This is a genomic window from Dokdonella ginsengisoli (assembly GCF_042652785.1).
GTDB classification, from domain to species: domain Bacteria; phylum Pseudomonadota; class Gammaproteobacteria; order Xanthomonadales; family Rhodanobacteraceae; genus Dokdonella_A; species Dokdonella_A ginsengisoli.
Genome location: NZ_JBHSHD010000005.1, coordinates 347,143 through 365,072 on the forward strand (window position 1 = coordinate 347,143; position 17,930 = coordinate 365,072).

At 72.7% G+C, this 17,930-nt stretch carries 9 protein-coding genes; 5 read left to right on the top strand and 4 right to left on the bottom strand.

The features are described from left to right. Nucleotides 1-87 precede the first annotated feature (87 nt). Nucleotides 88-1,872 carry a patatin-like phospholipase family protein gene (locus ACFO6Q_RS06000; protein WP_380019663.1) on the bottom strand — a complete coding sequence of 595 codons (1,785 nt, stop codon included), beginning with the start codon at nucleotides 1,870-1,872 and terminating at the stop codon, nucleotides 88-90. Between the two features lie 215 nt (nucleotides 1,873-2,087). On the opposite strand from ACFO6Q_RS06000, the gene ACFO6Q_RS06005 reads away from it, so the two are divergent. Next, nucleotides 2,088-6,179 carry a choice-of-anchor Q domain-containing protein gene (locus ACFO6Q_RS06005; protein WP_380019664.1) on the top strand — a complete coding sequence of 1,364 codons (4,092 nt, stop codon included), beginning with the start codon at nucleotides 2,088-2,090 and terminating at the stop codon, nucleotides 6,177-6,179. Nucleotides 6,180-6,379: 200 nt separating this feature from the next. Here ACFO6Q_RS06005 and ACFO6Q_RS06010 read toward each other — a convergent pair whose 3' ends face one another. Beyond that, nucleotides 6,380-9,193 (bottom strand): serine/threonine-protein kinase, encoded by a 2,814-nt coding sequence (locus ACFO6Q_RS06010; protein ID WP_380019665.1) that lies wholly within the window; start codon nucleotides 9,191-9,193, stop codon nucleotides 6,380-6,382. Nucleotides 9,194-9,203: 10 nt separating this feature from the next. After that, on the bottom strand, nucleotides 9,204-9,767 hold the full coding sequence (locus ACFO6Q_RS06015; protein ID WP_380019666.1) for an ECF-type sigma factor: 564 nt from the start codon (nucleotides 9,765-9,767) through the stop codon (nucleotides 9,204-9,206). A gap of 221 nt (nucleotides 9,768-9,988) precedes the next feature. Between ACFO6Q_RS06015 and ACFO6Q_RS06020 the strand changes: the two genes are divergently transcribed. The 4 genes from ACFO6Q_RS06020 (at nucleotide 9,989) to ACFO6Q_RS06035 (ending at nucleotide 15,790) form a co-directional block, all read left to right on the top strand. Next, the gene (locus ACFO6Q_RS06020) at nucleotides 9,989-12,289 is read left to right on the top strand and encodes an NADP-dependent malic enzyme (protein ID WP_380019668.1); all 2,301 of its coding nucleotides are present in this window, start codon (nucleotides 9,989-9,991) and stop codon (nucleotides 12,287-12,289) included. Beyond that, nucleotides 12,286-13,473 carry a hypothetical protein gene (locus ACFO6Q_RS06025; protein WP_380019669.1) on the top strand — a complete coding sequence of 396 codons (1,188 nt, stop codon included), beginning with the start codon at nucleotides 12,286-12,288 and terminating at the stop codon, nucleotides 13,471-13,473. Before ACFO6Q_RS06020 ends, ACFO6Q_RS06025 begins: the two co-directional genes overlap by 4 nt. A gap of 165 nt (nucleotides 13,474-13,638) precedes the next feature. Next, nucleotides 13,639-15,033 (top strand): sensor histidine kinase, encoded by a 1,395-nt coding sequence (locus ACFO6Q_RS06030; RefSeq protein ID WP_380019670.1) that lies wholly within the window; start codon nucleotides 13,639-13,641, stop codon nucleotides 15,031-15,033. Continuing rightward, the gene (locus ACFO6Q_RS06035; RefSeq protein ID WP_380019671.1) at nucleotides 15,026-15,790 is read left to right on the top strand and encodes a response regulator transcription factor; all 765 of its coding nucleotides are present in this window, start codon (nucleotides 15,026-15,028) and stop codon (nucleotides 15,788-15,790) included. The genes ACFO6Q_RS06030 and ACFO6Q_RS06035 overlap by 8 nt, the downstream gene beginning before the upstream one ends. Nucleotides 15,791-15,802: 12 nt before the next feature. On the opposite strand, the gene ACFO6Q_RS06040 is transcribed toward ACFO6Q_RS06035, so the two are convergent. Further along, the gene (locus ACFO6Q_RS06040) at nucleotides 15,803-17,863 is read right to left on the bottom strand and encodes a hypothetical protein (RefSeq protein WP_380019672.1); all 2,061 of its coding nucleotides are present in this window, start codon (nucleotides 17,861-17,863) and stop codon (nucleotides 15,803-15,805) included. Nucleotides 17,864-17,930: the final 67 nt, after the last annotated feature.

Below are 17,930 nucleotides of genomic sequence, written 5' to 3' on the forward strand. Positions count from 1 at the left end.
GGCCGGTGGAGCCGTTTCCGGCGCCGCACGGGCGGCGCTACGTGCAAGGTTCGGGCAGCGCTGCATGCGGGGTTTTCGAAGCTCCCATCAAGCAACCGGCAGCCCGCTTCCGAACGCCTCCAGCCGCGGCAGCGCGTACTCGCAGCAGCGCTCGACGATCGCGTCGATCTGCTTCCAGTCGAACAGGCCGATGCCGCTTACCGGCATGCGCAGGTAGAGGTCCGCGCGCGAGGCACGCTGGCGCACGCCGCTTTCGCTGGTCAGCACGGCGCTGGCGAACAGGATGTCGATCAGGCTCACCGGCGGGCGCACCGCCTGGTTCAGCAGGGCCTCCTGGTCGGGGCCTTCGATGCCCGGCGCGAGCAGGCTGCCGTCGGTGCTGACGTCGGAGGCGACGATCGGGCCGCGGCCGAGCTGCAGCATCACGTCGGTCGGCAGGCTGTTGGTGACGGCGCCGTCGACCAGCAGCTCGCCGCGGTAGGCGACCGGCGGCGAGAAGCCCGGTACCGACATGCTGGTGCCGATCCACACCGCCAGCGGCCCGCTGTCGTGCACCATCGTGGTCGCGCGCGAGAGGTTGGTGCTGACCGCGAAGTACGGCAGGCGCAGTTCCTCGATGCGTTGCTCGCCGAAGATCGCGCGCAGGTGCGCGAGGAACTTGCGTCCGCGGATCAGCGACACGCGCGGCAGCACGTAGTCGTTGAGGTAGTTGTGCTCGACGAAGGTCTCGCGCGCGACGCGCAGCATCTCGTGGCTGTCGGCGCCGCAGGCGCGCAGCGCGGCGAAGAACGCGCCCATGCTGGTGCCGCCGGCGAGGTCGACCGGGATGCGCAGCTGCTCCAGCGCGCGCATCAGGCCGATGTGGGCGAAGCCGCGCGCGCCGCCGCCGCCGAGCACCAGGCCCAGTCCGCGCCCGCTGAGCTGGCGCGCGAGGCTGGCCCAGTCCGCGGCGTCGGCCGACTCCGGCTGCGGGCGCAGGAAATAATGCGCACGCGCGCCGCCGAGCCGGCGCCAGCCCTGCACGTCGCCGGCGGCGACGCCTTCCGGGCGCAGGATCAGCAGTTCCACCGGCGTGCGCAGGGCGAGTTCGCGCAGGCGCGCGAGCAGCGCGGTGTCGCGTGCCGGTTCGGCGGAATCGACCGCGACCAGGATGCGGTCGGCCTGGCGCAGGCAGCGTTCGGCCCAGAGCGGGTCCTCCGCGCGCGCGTGCAGCAGCAGCGTGTGGCCGGAATTCTCGATGCGGCCGACCCAGGCCATGCGCTGCGCGTCGAATTCGATCTCGCGCAGCGGCGCGTGCGCGGCGCCGGCGCCGAACACCGCGTCGATGGTGTCGGCGCCGATCAGCTCGGTCGGCGCGCCGCCGCCGGCGAGCGCGTCCTGCAGGCGCCGCGCCAGCGCGGCGACGTCGAGGCCGCCGCCGCCGATCAGCGCCAGGGTCTGGCCGCGGCGCGCGGTTTCCTTCACCGCCTCGCGCTGGTTGCGGCGCATGCGCTGCACGATCGTGCGCGTCAGCGCGAGCAGCGTGGCCGGATGCGCCTGCAGGAACTCGAGCAGCGGCGCGCGCGGCAGGCGCAGCAGCAGGCTGTCGCGCACCGCGTGGACCTCGGCCGAGTGCGGCTCGCCGGACAGCAGGCTGATCTCGCCGGCCGGTTCCAGCCGGGCGATGTCTCCGGCGACGCTGCCGTCGGCCAGCCGCGCGCGCAGGCGGCCGAGCGCGACCAGGTACAGGTGCTCGGCCGGCTGGCCGATGCCGAACAGCACGTCGCCGCCGCGCAGTTCCAGCGGCTCGCACAGCGCGGCCAGCTGGCGCAGGGCCGGCGGCGGCAGTGCCGCGAACAGGCCGCATTGGGCAAGGATGGTGCCGGCGTCCATAGCGTTTGCGTCCGATGGCGATCGCCGGCCGGCGATCGGTCGCCGGCTCCAGTCGCGTCGCGGCTTGAGATTCGGTGCCGCGGCGAAGGTTTCAAGAGTCGTGCCGTGATCCTCGGCGCCGCGATCGTGCGCGTTGCCTGTCGTACGGACCTTGCACCGCCGCCTTTCGCGGCGGCACGGCCCGTTCGGGACAGGCCACGGACACGGGACGATCGATGAACACCACGCTCCATCTCGCCGCACGCGGCGCACTGCTGCTGGCGCTCCTGGGCAGCGGCGCGGCACACGCTGCCTGCCATGTCAGGGCCGGCGCCGCCGGCGCGAACGACGGCGCGACCTGGGCCGATGCCTACGTCGACCTGCAATCGGCGCTGCGCGATGCGGCCTGCGGCGAGGTCTGGGTCGCGGCCGGCACCTACACGCCGGGCGCCGCGCGCGGCGACAGTTTCGCCGTGCGGCCGGGCAGCGCCGTCTACGGCGGCTTCGCCGGCGACGAGAGCGTGCGCGAGGCGCGCGATCCGCTCGCACACGCCACCGTGCTGTCCGGCGACATCGGCGCGCCCGGCGATGCCGCCGACAACAGCTGGCACGTGGTCACGCTGGACGGCACCGCCGCGGCCGACGCGATCACCGCGAGCACCGTGCTCGACGGCTTCACCATCCGCGACGGCAACGCGAACGGCCCGTTCCCGGCCACGCTCGGCGGCGGCCTGTACTGCACCGGCGCGGCCGCCGGACGCCGCTGCGATCCGACCCTGGCGCGGCTGCGCTTCGTCGCCAACATGGCGGCCTACGGCGGCGCGATGGCGTTGCGCGCCGACGGCGCCGGCAGCGCCAGCCCGGCGCTTTCCGACGTCGTGTTCGACGGCAACCTCGCCACGCGCTACGGCGGCGCGATCTACGTCTGGGCCGAGTTGAACGGCGTCGCCAGCCCGGGCATCGAACGCGCGACGTTCAACGGCAACCGCGCCGACAAGGGCGGCGCGATCTACAACTCCAGCGGCGGCCAGGGCGGCACCGCCGACGCGAGCCTGGTCAACGTCACCTTCAGCGGCAACGACGCCAGTCTCGGCACCAGCATCGGCAACGGCGGTGCGATCTACAACGCCGGCGTCGGCGGCAGCAGCGCGATGACGCTGACCAACGTGACCTTCAGCGGCAACACGGCCAACGGCGCCAATCACCTCGGCGGCGCTATGGTCAACGAGGGCGTCGGCGCGACGCCGCGCATCGTCAACGCGATCTTCTGGGGCGACCAGGCCAACGCCCTGCCCGAGTTCCACAACACCGTCGGCGCGCAGCCGGCGATCTCGCACAGCATCGTGCAGGGCGGCTGCCCGGCCGGTGCGACGTGCACCGACGTGCAGGACGTGGACCCGCGACTCGGTGCGCTCGGCGAGCACGGCGGCTTCGGCGCGACCCTGCTGCCCGACGCCGCCGGACCGGCGATCGACACGGGCGACGCCGCGGCCTGCCCGGCCACCGACCAGCGCGGCGTGGCGCGCCCGCAGGGCGGCGGCTGCGACCTGGGCGCGGTCGAGATCGTGCCGCCGCACCGCTGCTACGTCGACCGCTCCGCCACCGGCGCCAACGAAGGCCTCGGCTGGGCCAGCGCCTACACCGACCTGCAATCGGCGCTGCGCGAGCCGCTGTGCGAGGAGGTCTGGGTTGCCAAGGGCGTGTACAAGCCGACCGCGGGAACGGACCGCGCGATCAGTTTCGCGATCCGTCCGGGCCTGGCGGTCTACGGCGGCTTCGCCGGCGGCGAGAGCGCGCGCGAACAGGCCGACCCCGGCGCGCACCGCACCGTGCTGTCCGGCGACATCGACGGCAACGACGCGGTCGATGCGGACGGCGTGGTGCGCGACGCCGAGCAGATCGCCGGGGGCAACACCTATAACGTGGTGGTCATGGACGGCACCGGCGCCGCCGGTCCGATCGGCAACGACACCGTGCTCGACGGCTTCGCGATCACCGGCGGCACCGGCTGGCAGTATCCGATCTACAACGGCTCGGTGGCCGGCGGCCTGTACTGCAACGGCGTCGGCCACGACGATGGGCACGCCTGCAGCCCGACCCTTTCGCGGCTGTGGTTCAGCGGCAACAGCGCCGACTGGGGTGCGGCGCTGATGGTGGACGGCGGCAACGGCACTGGTGGCGACGGTGGCCGCGCCGACCCGATCCTCAGCCGCAGCACGTTCAGCGGCAATCGCGCGCGCTGGGGCGGCGGCGCGGCCTACCTCACGGCGAGCGCGCTGTCGATCCGGCAGTCGACCTTCGCCGGCAATCGCGCGACCAACGGCGTGGCCGGTGCGATCCAGATCGAGCGCGGCCAGCCGGACCTGGACCAGGTGACGTTCACCGGCAACGCCGCCGCCACCACGGCCGGCGCGATCTTCGCCAGGAACACGGCGGCGAGCCTGCGCCGCCTGATCCTTTGGGGCGACAGCGGCCCGGGTGGGGAAATCTCCTCGAGCGGCGGCAGCGTCACGCTGTCGGACAGCGTGGTGCAGGGCGGTTGCCCGGCGAATGCGACCTGCAGCGGCGTCGTCTCCGCCGATCCGCAGCTCGGCCCCCTGCAGGACAACGGCGGGGCCGCGCCGACCCTGCTGCCGGGCATCGGCGGTTCGGCCCTCGATGCCGGCGATCCGGCCGCTTGCGGCGCCGCGCCGTACGACGCCGACCAGCGCGGCGTGGCGCGTCCGCAAGGTGCGGCCTGCGACCTCGGCGCGGTCGAGCTGCGTCAGGCGCAGTTCGTCGTCGCGCTCGACGGGCCCGGTTCGGTCGCGGCCGCCGCCACCGGCGGCACGCTGCCGGCCAGCGGCGGCATCGAAGGCTGCGACGAGAACGGCGACGGCTGCATCGCCGGCTACGCGACCGAGCCGTCCGCGGCGATAGTCGTGCTGGATCTCTCACCCGCCGCGCACGCGCACCTGGATTCGGTCTCCGACACCTGCGGCGCCGACGGCGCTTCGATCGGCGTGCTCGACGGCCTGACCTACACCATCGCCGCGCTCGATGCCGACTGCGCCGTACTGGCGGTGTTCGCGCCCGACGCGCGCACGGTCGGCGGCAGCGTGGGCGGACTGGCCGGCAGCGGCCTGCAGCTGCAGATCAACGGTGGGCAGACGCTGGCGATCGCCGCCGACGGCGCGTTCGTATTTCCGACCGCGCTCCCGTTCGGCGCCGCGTACGAGGTCGCCGTCGCGGCGCAGCCCGAGCAGCCGTGGCAGACCTGCACCGTCGCCGACGGCAGCGGCACGATCGGCGATGCCGACGTGACCGACGTCGCCGTCACCTGCACCACCGACGCGCATACGATCGGCGGCGTCGTCGACGGCGTCGCCGGCGACGGGCTGGTGCTGCAGCTCGACGGTGGCGAAACCTTGCCGATCGCCGCCGACGGCGCGTTCGTCTTCGCCACGCCCGTACCCAGCGGCAATGCCTATGCGGTCAGCGTGGCGGGCGCACCGGCCGGGCAGGGCTGCACGGTCGAACGCGGCAGCGGCACGGTGGCCGGCAGTGACGTGACCGACGTCGCCGTGCACTGCGCCGCGCTGCCGCCGCAGCTCGTGCTGACGATCGACGACGGCCGCGCGTTCGCGCGCTACGGCCAGGTGGTCGACTACACCGTGAGCCTGCGCAACGACGGCTTCGGCACGGCGGCCGACGTCGCGCTGGATGCGAGCCTGTCGGCCGCGTTCGACGCCGCCTACGCGCACTGGCAGTGCTTCGGCGGCGACGGCGGTGCATCGTGCGCGGCGAGCGGCGAGGGCCCGCTGAGCGACCGCGTGACCTTGCCACCCGGCCGCAGCCTGACCTGGCGCGTCAGCGTGCCGGTGCGCTTCGACAGCGACGAATCCGAGGTGAGCTTCGCGCTCGCGCTCGGCGGCGCGGCGCCGCAGAACGTGTCCGACACGAACGTGCTGGTGCTGCTGCGCGACGGCTTCGACGTGCCGTACGGCGACGGCACGCAGATCGCCGGCGCGGAGGCCGAGGCGTTGCTCGGCGGCGAAGCGACGCACGCGTTCGTGCTGCCGCCGGCGAGCGGGGAGCGTCTGGACGACGTGATGGTCGTGCGCGGCGGATCCACGCAACTGCGCGTGCAGCGCACGCCGCTCGATGCGAGGACTTCGCTGCTGCGCCTGCTGCATCGCGATGCGCTGGGCCGCGAGCGCGTCACGCCATGGATTGCGTCCGCCGACGGCGCCACCTGCGCGCTGGCGCACGTACGTACGCAGGAGGCGGATGCCTGGCTGCTCGAAGCCGCGCAGGCCAGCGCGACGCTGCGCCCCGACGGTTCGTAGGGGGGACCACCGCCCCGCAACGGCACGACCGTTGCGGGGCGGTTTTTTTCCTCCGCGCAAGGGGGCGGGCAGCGTCAACACTTCCCAAAAAAAGCTCTCTCGCAGAGGCGCAGAGAACGCGGAGAAAGGAAAAAGAAGGAAAAAACGCTCTCTCTCTCTGCGTCCTCTGCGTCTCTGCGAGAAAACAACGCTTCTCGCCTTCAGCCCCCCGCAGGCAGCAGGCGCCGGAACGCCGAGTCTGCCGGATAGGCCTGTTCGAGCCGTGGGCCGAACTCGCGTTCCAGCGCCTCGGCGCGTGCATTCTCGCCGGCCTCGCGCAGCGCCTTGGCGTAGGCCAGGGCGTAGCGCGCGGTGCGCGGATGCTGTTCACCCACGTCGCGCAGGGTCAGGTCGTAGGCGGTCTGCTCGAAACGCAGCGCGCCGGCCGGATCGCCCTGCGCACGCCGGATCTGCGCGCGCGCCGCGGCGGCGCGCGCGTGCATTTCCGGTTCGATGCGGTCTCCGACTGCCTCGACCTGGTCGAGCAGGACCTGCGCTTCGTCGTACTGCCGATGCGCCACGTGCCAGCGCGCCAGCGGCAGTCGCGCATAGGCCAGCCCGGCGGTGTCGGCGTGCGCCGCGCTGCGCGCGGTGACGACCGCATCCAGCAGCGTGCGCGCTTCGGCGTCGGCGCGGCCGGAATCGATCAGGGCCAGCGCCAGGTCCACGCGCAGCACGGGCAGGCGATCGTTGTCCTTGCCGTCCACGGCGGCCTGGTAGATGTCCAGCGCCTTGCGCAGCAGCGGCACCGCCGCGTCGAACTGGCCGAGCAGGTACTTCATCCAGCCGGTGTTGAACACGGCCAGCGCGTATTGCGTGCTCTGCGCCCCGTTGCGCGCCAGGATCACCGGAGTGCCTTCGGCCAGCGAGGCGGCGGCCTCGTCGAACAGCCCGCGCTCGGCCAGCGTCTCGGCGGCGACGACGCGCTCCATCGCGAGCACGGTGCTGTCCTCGCCGAACAGGTCGCGGGTCAGGGCGCGGCGCTCGCGATTGACCGCGATGCCCTTGGCGTAGTCGCCGCTGTAGAACAGGGTGGTTTCGTACTGCCTGAGCGCCAGGCGATAGTCGTTCGTGCGCGTCGCTCCCGCCTGGCCGTACAGCGCGAGCGCGCGTTCGCAGAAGGGCAGCGCTTCGGCCTGCTCGCCGCCGCCCGAGGCCACGGCGCAGATGTCGAGCAGGCTGCGTGCGACCGCCAGCGGCGGGGCGTGCGCGCGTTCGCGCAGGGCCAGCGCCTGTCGCGCCGCGGCCATCGCCTGCGGTCCCTTGCCGGCGGCGTCGAGCGCCTGCGCCAGCGTGCCGTAGGCGTCGGCCAGCAGCGCGTCGTCGTCGGCGGCGTGCCGGCGGGTCAGTTCGAGCGCGCGCTGGGCGGCGTGCTCGGCTTCCTCCGACGAACCTCTCACTGCCAGGATGCCGCTGGCCTTCGCGCGCAGGCTGCGTGCGGCCGCCAGCGGATCGGCCACGGCCGGATCGAGATCCAGCCGTGCCGCTTCCTCCAGCAGCGGTGCGCCGGCGGTGCCTTCGTTGATGCCGCGATAGGCGTTGCCGAGGGCTTCGAGCAGGCGCGCGCGCACGCGCGGCTGGTCGGCGAGTTCATGGTCGACGCGCGCGTGGCCCTGGTCGAGCACTTCGCGCGCGCTGAAATCGTGCCGGCCCGAGCGCGTCGGATCGGACAGGGCGAAGGTGGAGACCAGGAACTCGGTCGTGCGGTCGGCGACCTGCGCCTGCAGGCGCGCCTCGCGTTCGGCCAGCACCGTGCGCCAGGTAAATCCGGCGACGATCACGATCAGCAGCGCGGCGGCGCCGAGCGCCCAGCGGTTGCGCCAGGCGAAGCGCTGCGCGCGATAGCTCCAGCGGCCGCGCCGTGCGAGTACCGGTTGCGAGGCGAGGAAGCGCTCGAGATCCGCGCCCAGCTCGTGCACCGAGGCGTAGCGCTGCACCGGTTCGCGGCGCAGCGCCTTCAGTGCGATCGCGTCGACGTCGGCCGGGATGCGGCGCGCGCCGGCCTTGCGCGGCGAGTCCTCTCGCGGCGGCGCTGCGGCGGAGCGTCGCACCTGCAGGCTCGGCGGCGTGATCTCGCCGGAGACGATCGCATTCGAGCGCGCATGGTCGGAAGCGATGTGATCGAACGGACGCACGCCGGCGACCAGCTCGTACAGCACCACGCCGAGCGAGTAGACGTCGGTCGACGTGCCCAGCCGCGTGCCCTCGATCTGTTCGGGGCTGGCGTAGGCCAGCGTCATCGCGCGCGTCGCCATCGTGACGGCCGTGTCGGCGTCGACCAGCCGCGCGATGCCGAAGTCGAGCAGCTTCGGCTCGCCGCTCGCATCGACCAGAATGTTGGCCGGCTTCAGGTCGCGATGGATGACCAGGCGCTCGTGCGCGTACGACACCGCCGCGCAGACCTTCAGGAACAGCGCGACGCGCTCGCGCAGGTCGAGCCCGCGCGCCTCGCACCAGCGGTCGATGCGTTCGCCTTCGACGTACTCCATCGCCAGGAACGGCTCGCCGTCGGCGTCGTTGCCGGCGTCGACGAGGTGGGCGATGTTCGGGTGGCTGAGCGAGGCGAGGATGCGCTGCTCCTCGTCGAAGCGCTGCTGCAGCGGGACCGCGTCCGCACGCAGGCGCTTGAGCGCGACGTGCTGAAGCGCGCCGCCGACGCGCCGTTCGGCCAGCCAGACCACGCCCATGCCGCCTTCGCCCAGGCGCCGGATCAGGCGGTAACTGCCCGGCGCGCCGGCGTCCACGCGCAGCTGCGCGGTCAGGCGCCCGGCGGCGTCGGCAACGCGCGCGGCGAGGCCGTCGTCGTCGAGCGTGGCGTCCTCGGCGCGGTCGAGCAGCCATTCGACCTCGCGGCGCAGGTCGGCGTCGCCTTCGCACAGGGCGTCCAGCCGCGAGGCGCGTGCGGCGCGTGGCAGGTCGAGCAGTTCGTGTGTGATGGCCTGCGCGCGCGCGTAGCGCCGGTCCTGCTCGTCCATGCTCACATGCTCAGGACAGTTCGCGCTGCAGCCAGGCCCGCGCCATGCGCCAGTCGCGCACGACGGTCGGGCGCGCGACGTCGAGCAGGTCGGCGATCTGCTCCAGCTCCAGTCCGGCGAAGAACTTCATGTCGACGACCTTCGCCTGGCGCGGGCTGATCTGCGCCAGCCGCTCGAGCAGCAGGTCCAGGCCGATCAGATCGACGCCGGCGGCGCCTTCGAGGTCGATCTCCTCGATCGACACGCGCTCGTCCGAGGTCGGGCGCTTCCTGGCGCGGCGCCGGCGCGCGTGGTCGACCAGCACGCGCCGCATCGCGCGCGCGGCGATCGCGGCGAAATGCGCGCGGTTCTCGAAGCGCGTGTCGCCGTGCCCGATCATGCGCGCGAACGCCTCGTTGACCAGCGCGGTCGTCTGCAGCGTGTGGTCGGCGCGTTCGCGCGCCAGCTCGCGCGAGGCGAGCGTCTTCAGCTCCTCGTAGATCAGCGGCGTCAGGCGGTCGAGCGCGTCGTCGTCGCCCTGCGACCAGCGCAGGAGCAGGCGCGTCACGTCGCCGTCGGCGGAGCCTCCCGTCATCGTCGTTTTCGGTTCCTGTTCCGGCCGCCAGCATAGCAAGGTCGCCGCGCGCCACGGGGACGGTGCCGCTGCCGGTCGCCGCCGCCGCATCGGCCGTCGCGGCCGCGTGACAGGTCGTCGCGCCGCCCGCCGGGCCGGCGGCTGGCGCCATGCGCGATGCTATAGTCGCGCGCTCGCAGCTCAAGCAGCGCGCGGTCCGTTCCGCGCGGTCACGGGACGCCATGCCGACGATCGAAGAACTCAAGCAAGCCGCACTCGCCTACCACCGCAAGGACCCGGCCGGAAAGATCAAGGTCACGCCGACCAAGCCCGTCGTCACCCAGCGCGAGCTTTCGCTCGCCTACTCGCCCGGCGTCGCCGCCGCCTGCGAGGAGATCGTGCGCGATCCGGGCGAGGTCGCCACGCTGACCGCGCGCAGCAACCTCGTCGCGGTCATCACCAACGGCACCGCGGTGCTCGGCCTGGGCAACATCGGCCCGCTCGCCGCCAAGCCGGTGATGGAAGGCAAGGGCGTGCTGTTCCAGAAGTTCGCCGGCATCGACGTGTTCGACCTGGAGGTCGCCGAGAACGATCCGGACAAGCTGGTCGAGATCATCGCCAGCCTGGAGCCGAGCTTCGGCGGCATCAACCTCGAGGACATCAAGGCGCCCGAGTGCTTCGAGGTCGAGAAGAAGCTGCGCGAGCGCATGAAGATCCCGGTCTTCCACGACGACCAGCACGGCACCGCGATCATCGTCGGCGCCGCGGTCATCAACGCGCTGCGCGTGGCCGGCAAGGAGATCGGCGAGATCAAGCTGGTCTCCACCGGCGCCGGCGCCGCCGGCATCGCCTGCCTGGACATGCTGGTCGGGCTCGGCGTCAAGCCGGAGAACATCTGGGTCGCCGACCGTCTTGGCGTGGTCTACAAGGGCCGCGTCCTCGAGATGGATCCGAACAAGTGCCGCTATGCGCGCGACACCGACGCGCGCACGCTCGATGAGATCATCGACGGCGCCGACATCTTCCTCGGCCTGTCTGCGCCGGGCGTGCTCAAGCCGGCGATGGTCGAGCGCATGGGCGAGCGGCCGATCATCCTGGCGCTGGCCAACCCGACGCCGGAAATTCTGCCGGAGGAGGCGCGCGCGGTGCGCCCCGACGCGATCATCGCCACCGGCCGTTCGGACTATCCGAACCAGGTCAACAACGCGCTGTGCTTCCCGTACATCTTCCGCGGCGCGCTCGACGTCGGCGCGACGGTCATCAACGAGGCGATGAAGATCGCCTGCGTGCACGCGATCGCTGAACTGGCGCGGCGCGAGTCGAGCGACATCGCCGCGCGTGCCTACGGCGGACGCACGCTGACCTTCGGTCCGGACTACCTGATCCCGCAGCCGTTCGATCCGCGCCTGATCGTGCAGCTGGCGCCGGCGGTGGCGAAGGCGGCGATGGACTCGGGCGTGGCCACACGCCCGATCGAGGACCTGCGCGCGTACTGGGAGAAGCTCAACCAGTTCGTGTTCCGCACCACCTTGCTGATGAAGCCGGTGTTCGCGCGCGCCAAGAACGATCCCAAGCGCGTCGTCTACGCCGAGGGCGAGGAGGAGACCGTGCTGCGCGCGGTGCAGGCGGTGGTCGACGAGGGCACCGCCCGGCCGATCCTGATCGGCCGCCCGTCGGTGATCGAGTCGCGCATCCAGCGCCTGTCGCTGCGCCTGCGGCCCGGCGTCGACTTCGAGCTGTGCAACATCGAGAGCGATCCGCGCTTCAAGGACTACTGGACGCTCTACCACGAGCTGATGGAGCGCCGCGGCGTCACGCCGGACAGCGCCAAGGCGATCGTGCGCTCGCGCTCGACCGTGATCGCCGCGCTGATGCTCCGCCGCGGCGAGGCCGACGCGCTGATCTGCGGCCTCGTCGGCCGCTACCACAAGAAGCTCGGCTACCTGCGCGGCATCCTGCCGCTCGATCCCGGCGTCGACAACGTCTCGGCGATGAGCGCGGTGTTCAACGACCGCGGCGTGTTCTTCTTCCTCGACACGCACGTCGCGCTCGATCCGGACGCCGAACGCATCGCGGCATCCGCCGCGCAGGCCTCGCTGCGGCTCAAGCTGTTCGGCATCACGCCGAAGGTGGCGATCCTGTCGCACTCCAACTTCGGCAGCCACGACGACGTCAGCGCGCAGAAGATGCGCCGCGTGGTCGAGCTGCTGCGCGAGCGCCTGCCCAAGGTCGAGATCGAGGGCGAGATGCACGCCGACACCGCGCTCAATCCCGAGGTGCGCGAACGTCTGTTCCCGAACTCGCGCCTGGCCGGTTCGGCCAACGTGTTCGTCTGCCCGAACATGGACTCGGCCAACATCGCCTTCAACATGACGCGCGTGATGACCGACGGCGTGGTGCTCGGGCCGATCCTGATGGGCTTCTCCAAGCCGGCCCACGTGCTGACGCCGGCCGCGACGGTGCGCCGCGTGTTCAACATGACCGCGCTGGCCGTGGTCGAGGCGCAGATCCGCGAGCAGGTCGCGGCGAAACCGGCGCCGTGAAGCGGCGCGGCCTGCTGCGCGCCGGTGCGGGTCTGGCCGGCGCCGCGCTGCTCGCGCCACTGCTGCACGGCCCTCGCGCGTCGGCGGCGGGCGCGTACGGCAGGATCGATCCCGCGCAGCTGCGCGGCGCATTCGCGCCGCCGGCGCAGGCGCCGCAGCTGCTGCTCGAGTTCGCACGCTGGCTGGACGCCGAGGCGCCGCCCGGCCTGCCGCTGGCCGAGGGCCTGAGCGGCGACGACGGCCGGTGGACGTCGCGCTTCAACGATTTCTGGATCGAGGAAGGCGCCGACCTGTCGGAGCAGTTCGCGATCTTCCTGACCATCGGCGACGGCGGTGACGTCGCGCTCTGGAACCGCGAGGGCGGCGCGAGTTCGCAGTGGCCGGTGGTGCTGATCGGCGGCGAGGGCGAGGCGGTGGTGCTGGCCGATTCGTTCGCCGGCTTCCTCGCGCGCCTGGCTACGGCGCAGTTCGACGAGCCGGATGCCGGCGAGAGCGACGGGTTCTCGTGGAGCGAGTTCCAGAGCGACGCCGAGAGCGAAGGCGAGGAGGCGAACGCGGACGCACGCGCCGACCTCGCCGCCGCACGCCGGGCGCGCAAGGCGCTCGGCGGATGGCTGCGCCGGCAGACCGGCCAGGACGACCTCGCCGCGCTGGCGCGGCGGCGCGTGCCGCACGACGCCTTGCGCCGGTTCTTCGACGCGCACGTGAAGGCGGTGCACGAGCGCCAGCGCGCCAGCGCCGACTGGCGCGCCTTGCGCGCGCTGGTGCAGCAGGACCGGCCGAAAGGATATCGCGGCAGCTACGACGATCTGCACGTCGTCTGCGCCGGCGACTTCTTCCGCATCGGCACGATGTCCGAGCGCGGCCGGCGTTTCGTGGCGCATGCGCGCAGCGGCGAGATCGAGCCGCTGGTCCGTGCGCTGCGTGAGCAGCGCGCGCGCCGCCTTCCCGCGCACGGGCTGTGGTTCCACGCGCGCCTGCGCGTCTACGCCGCCGATACCGTATCCGATCCGCAGCAGCCCGGCCTCGTCGATCTGGTCGCGCAGTATCTCGACGACGCCTCGGACATGTCCTGGCTGCCGCGCCCGCCGGCGGCGGCGATCCGCGCCGATTGCGCGCGCGCTCCGCGCAGCGCGTGGTGGACGCCCGGCTGGCTGCGCGCGATCCTCGCCACGCCGAACTGACGCGCGCGCGGCGGCAACTGCGTCGAAGTGTGTCGGCGCGCCGCCGGCGCCTTCGCGGCCCTGGGCCTTTGGGGTATCTTTCCGTACAAAGATACGAATCCACCGTACACGCCGCGCCTTAGGCAGGAAGCTTCCGCGCCGGCCCCAAACGAAGACTCCAGGGGCATGTCAGATCTTCCTTCCTCGCCGTCGGCGGAGGGTGTGCGGCCGCGCGCCGGCTGGCTGTGGCGCGCGCCGGTGGCCGATCCGGTCGATCGCCGCAATGCGCCGATGCTGCAGGTCGTGCTGCTGATCCTCGGTTCGCTGCCGCCGCTGATGTGGGCGTACCGCATCGCGCTGTCGGGCATTCCATGGCGCGCGGAGGAAACCGCCAGCCTGATCATGAGCCTGGCGGTCAGCGCGTTCGCGCTGTTCGGCGTGGTGCTGATCCGGCGCGGCCGCTTCCAGTGGGCGATCCGCCAGACGCTGGCGCTGATCGCGATCGTGATGATCCTCAGCCACGCGCTGGACGGCAGCAGCCGGCAGGGCTACGAGCAGCCGCTGGCGATCGTCTGGATGGTGCTGGCCGGGCTGATGATCGGACGCCGCGCGCTGTGGCTGATGTACGCCTGCGTGCTGGCAGCCTTCGTCGCTGGCGGCGTGGTCGACGCCGGCCGCGGCAATCCGATCGACACGCCGATGAACGTGACGATCAGCGTGGTGATCGGCGGCGTGATCTATCTGCTGATCGCGATCGTGATCGACCGCAGCGTGCGCGCCTTGCGCGAGAGCCTGGCCGATGCGACGCGTCGCGGCGACGCGCTGGCGGCGGCGAACCGGCGCCTGGAAGCGGAGATGGCCGAGCGCGAGAGGGTGCAGCAGCAGCTGGTGCACGCGCAGAAGGTCGAGGCGGTCGGGCGACTGGCCAGCGGCGTCGCGCACGACTTCAACCATCTGCTCAGCCTGATCCTCGGCTACGCCGAGAAGGGACGCCGGCTCGACGACGCGGGCGAGGCGAAGAAGGCGCTCGCCGGCGTCGAGGCGGCCGCGCGCCGCGCGACGGCGGTGACGCAGCGGCTGCTCACCTTCGGCCGCCGCGACGCCGCGCGCGTCGAGCGCTTCGACCTGGTCGAGGCGCTGCGCGACCTGCAGCCGATGCTGCGCCAGCTGTTCGCCCCCGGCGTGCGCATCGCCTTCGACCTGCCGGAGGCGCCGGTGCCGATCGAGTTCGACCGCGCGCAGCTCGACCTGGTCGTGCTCAGCATCGCCTCCAACGCCAACGACGCGATGCCCGATGGCGGCCGCTTCGAGGTGACGCTGCGCGCGGGCGACGACGGCGCGCCGGTCGCGCTGACCTTGCGCGACAGCGGCCACGGCATCGACGAGCAGGTGCGCGCACGCCTGTTCGAAGCGTTCTTCACGACCAAGCCGGCCGGACGCGGCACCGGGCTCGGCCTGTCGGTGGCACAGGACCTGGTGGCCGCCGCCGGCGGCCGCATCGAGGTCGACAGCGAACCGGGCCGTGGCGCGGCATTCCGCGTCGTGCTGCCGGCGCTGGAGCGGAGATTGGCCGATGCCTGAGGCAGGCGCCGCCGCCGCGACGAGGACCTCGCCCCGTGCGCGCGTGGCCGTGCTCGAGGACGACGAGGCGTTGCGCGAGGACATCCTCGTGCCGGGACTTGCCGCCAACGGCTACGACGTCGAGGGCTTCGGACACGCGTCCGACCTGTACCGCCGGCTGCTGGCGACGGCGTTCGACGTCGCCGTGATCGACGTCGGCCTGCCCGACGAGGACGGCCTGTCGGTCGCGCGCCACCTGCGCGCCGGCTCGCCGCTCGGCATCGTCATGCTGACCGGACGCAGCCGCCCGGCCGAGCGCCTGCGCGCGCTGGACGACGGGGCCGACGCCTGGCTGGCCAAGCCGGTCGAGGTCGAGGTGGTCGCCGCGACGATCGGCAGCCTGCTGCGGCGCATGCGTCTGCCGGCGGTGGCGCGCGCGCCGGTGCCTGCGCCGGCGCCCGCATCCGCATCGCGCTGGCGGCTGGCCGCGCAGGGCTGGCGGCTCGCCGCGCCGTCGGGCCGCGACGTCGTGCTCAACCGCGCCGAACGCGGCGTGCTCGAATGCCTGTTCGCGGCGAACGGCGAGCCGGTGCCGCGCGAGCAGCTGATCGCGGCGCTCGGCGAGAGCCGCTACGAATTCGATCCGCACCGGCTCGACATGCTGGTGCACCGCCTGCGGCGCAAGGTCGTGGAGAACACCGGCCAGACCCTGCCGCTGCGTTCGGTGCGCGGACGCGGCTACGTGCTGGTCGGCTGCGAGCGCTCGCCGGCGGACTGACGCGCGCCTTCCTCAGGGAGCGATCTCCAGCCGGTTCGCCGCGCCGGTCAGATCGCGGTTCAGCGTGATCCACAGCTCGGCCGCGTCGGCGCGCAGCGACGGGAAGTAGTCGACGTCGCGCGTCAGCACCGCGCCGCCGAGCTTCACCGTCGCCGGCAGCGCGGCGGCGTAGCCGCGCACGATCACCAGCGGATGCTTCAAGGTGCCGGCGCCGACCGCGACGTTCGCGTCGAGGCGATTGCCGGCGGCCTGGAACGTCAGCGCGCCGCGCACCGGATCGTAGCCGGGCGGCTGGTACGTCGCCGGGCTTGTGTCGGCGACGCCGGCCGGTCCCTGCACGGCGACGCTGCCGACGCTGGCGCCGAGGGTCAGGCTCTGGACCGTTTCGACTTCGCGCCGCTGCGCGCCGACCGGATCGCTGCCGTGCGTGCCGAGCACGATCCAGGTCGCGTAGCTCTTCTTCGGCCAGCCCGGCGCGGTCGGATCGCCCGGCAGGGCGGTGCCGTTGCCGCCGCCGCCGTACCAGGCGTTGCCGCGGATGCGGTACTGCTGCAGGCCGAGGAAGCCGAAATTGGTGCCCCAGGCGAGCCGCGCGTTGCGCGTCGCGCCGCCGCCGAGTTCGTAGTTGACCGACTGGAACGGCCAGTCGTAGTCGCACGGCATCGCGTACTGCCCGGGACAGCCGGCGCCCTGTGCGCTGGTGGTGTTCCACAGGTCCTGGCCCCAGTAGCCGCCGGCGTCCTGCTGGCGGATCGTCTGCGTCTGCACCAGGCCCATCGTCGCGTCGACGCCGCTGCTCCACAGTTTCACGAACGGCACCGTGTTGGCTTCGTTCCAGCTCCAGGCGCTGCCGAAGGTGACCGGATCGGTGCTGCTGGCGAAGCGGTAGTAGTCGCCCCAGGCGACGCCGCCGATCAGCGCGCGGGCGCCGTCGTTCTCGGCGCCGTCGATGCGCAGCTGCCCGTACGGACCGCGCGAATCGTCCTCGAGCCGGTCGGCCGGCACGCCGGACAGGTCGTAGGTGACCGACCACAGCGGGTGGTCGCGGCCGGTCGAGAAGGTCCATTCGATCGTGACCGGCACGTCGTAGCGCTGCGCCGGCGCCAGCCGCGTGCAGTAGCGCGGGTAGTTCTGCGTGAAGCGCAGGATCGCGTGATGGCGCCCGGCGAACACGCGCTCGAACTGGCCCGGCGTGAAGTGGCCGAGGCTGGACGGGTCGCCGCCGCCGGTGCAGAAGTCCTCGCTGGACGGATGCGAGACGACGTAGCCGAAGCCGCCGAAGCCGTCGGAGGTCGGCCGCACGACGCGCGTCTGCGCGCCGGCCTGGTAGCGGAACTCGCGCAGCTCGCCGCCGCGCGTGCCGCCGCTGCCGGTGCCGCCGTCGTTGTGCGCCAGTACCGCCGCGCGTGGCTGGCCGGCGCTGTCGCGCCAGCGGAAGCGGTCGCCGGCGAGGCCGTCGATCGGCACGTCTTGATCGATCGCCAGCCCGTCGGCCGCTCCGCCGCCGCCGTCGAAACCGTCGCCGAAGATCGGATCGGGCTGGCTGCCTTCCAGGCTGACGTCGTCCAGGTACAGCGCCGGCTGCGTGCCGGCGGCATTGCTCTGGATGTCGATGCGGTCGAACGCGCCCAGCGCGGCGAACGGCGCGATCGAGGCCAGCGGCACCACCGCTTCGCGCCACGCGCCGGCCGCGGGCGCGCCGCCGCCGATGTAGGCGTTCAGCGCGACGCTGGCGATCGAGCCGTCGCTGCTGTCCTGCAGGAACAGGGTCAGCTGCTGGCCGCCGCTGCTGCCGCCGTGGATCCACAGGCGCAGCTGCGGGTACTGCGCCAGCGGCAGCGCGCCGCCGGCGTGGAAGAATGACACCGCGTTGTAGGCGTTGCCGTCGAAGCGGATCGAGTGCGTGCCGGCGTGCACCGGGGCGGCGTTGCCGAAGTCGCTGCCGCCGCCGTAGGAATAGTCCTGGAACGTGTTGCGCAGCGCGTCGTCGTAGACGACCAGCGCGGCGTGCGCGTGCGCCGCGGCGAACGCGAACAGGGCGCCGAGCGCGGCGCGCGGCCCGTATCGATTCATGGTTTTCCCCCTGCGGTCCGGTGCTGCCTCCTTCTACGCCGTTTCGCGACGCATCCGGACATCGGCA

Excerpts from the sequence above, each read along its gene's own strand:
- ACFO6Q_RS06035 (WP_380019671.1), top strand. The coding sequence starts at position 15,026 with ATGCCTGAGGCAGGCGCCGCCGCCGCGACGAGGACCTCGCCCCGTGCG.
- ACFO6Q_RS06020 (WP_380019668.1), top strand. The coding sequence starts at position 9,989 with ATGCCGACGATCGAAGAACTCAAGCAAGCCGCACTCGCCTACCACCGC.
- ACFO6Q_RS06010 (WP_380019665.1), bottom strand. The coding sequence starts at position 9,193 with ATGGACGAGCAGGACCGGCGCTACGCGCGCGCGCAGGCCATCACACAC.
- ACFO6Q_RS06030 (WP_380019670.1), top strand. The coding sequence starts at position 13,639 with ATGTCAGATCTTCCTTCCTCGCCGTCGGCGGAGGGTGTGCGGCCGCGC.
- ACFO6Q_RS06015 (WP_380019666.1), bottom strand. The coding sequence starts at position 9,767 with ATGACGGGAGGCTCCGCCGACGGCGACGTGACGCGCCTGCTCCTGCGC.
- ACFO6Q_RS06040 (WP_380019672.1), bottom strand. The coding sequence starts at position 17,863 with ATGAATCGATACGGGCCGCGCGCCGCGCTCGGCGCCCTGTTCGCGTTC.
- ACFO6Q_RS06000 (WP_380019663.1), bottom strand. The coding sequence starts at position 1,872 with ATGGACGCCGGCACCATCCTTGCCCAATGCGGCCTGTTCGCGGCACTG.
- ACFO6Q_RS06005 (WP_380019664.1), top strand. The coding sequence starts at position 2,088 with ATGAACACCACGCTCCATCTCGCCGCACGCGGCGCACTGCTGCTGGCG.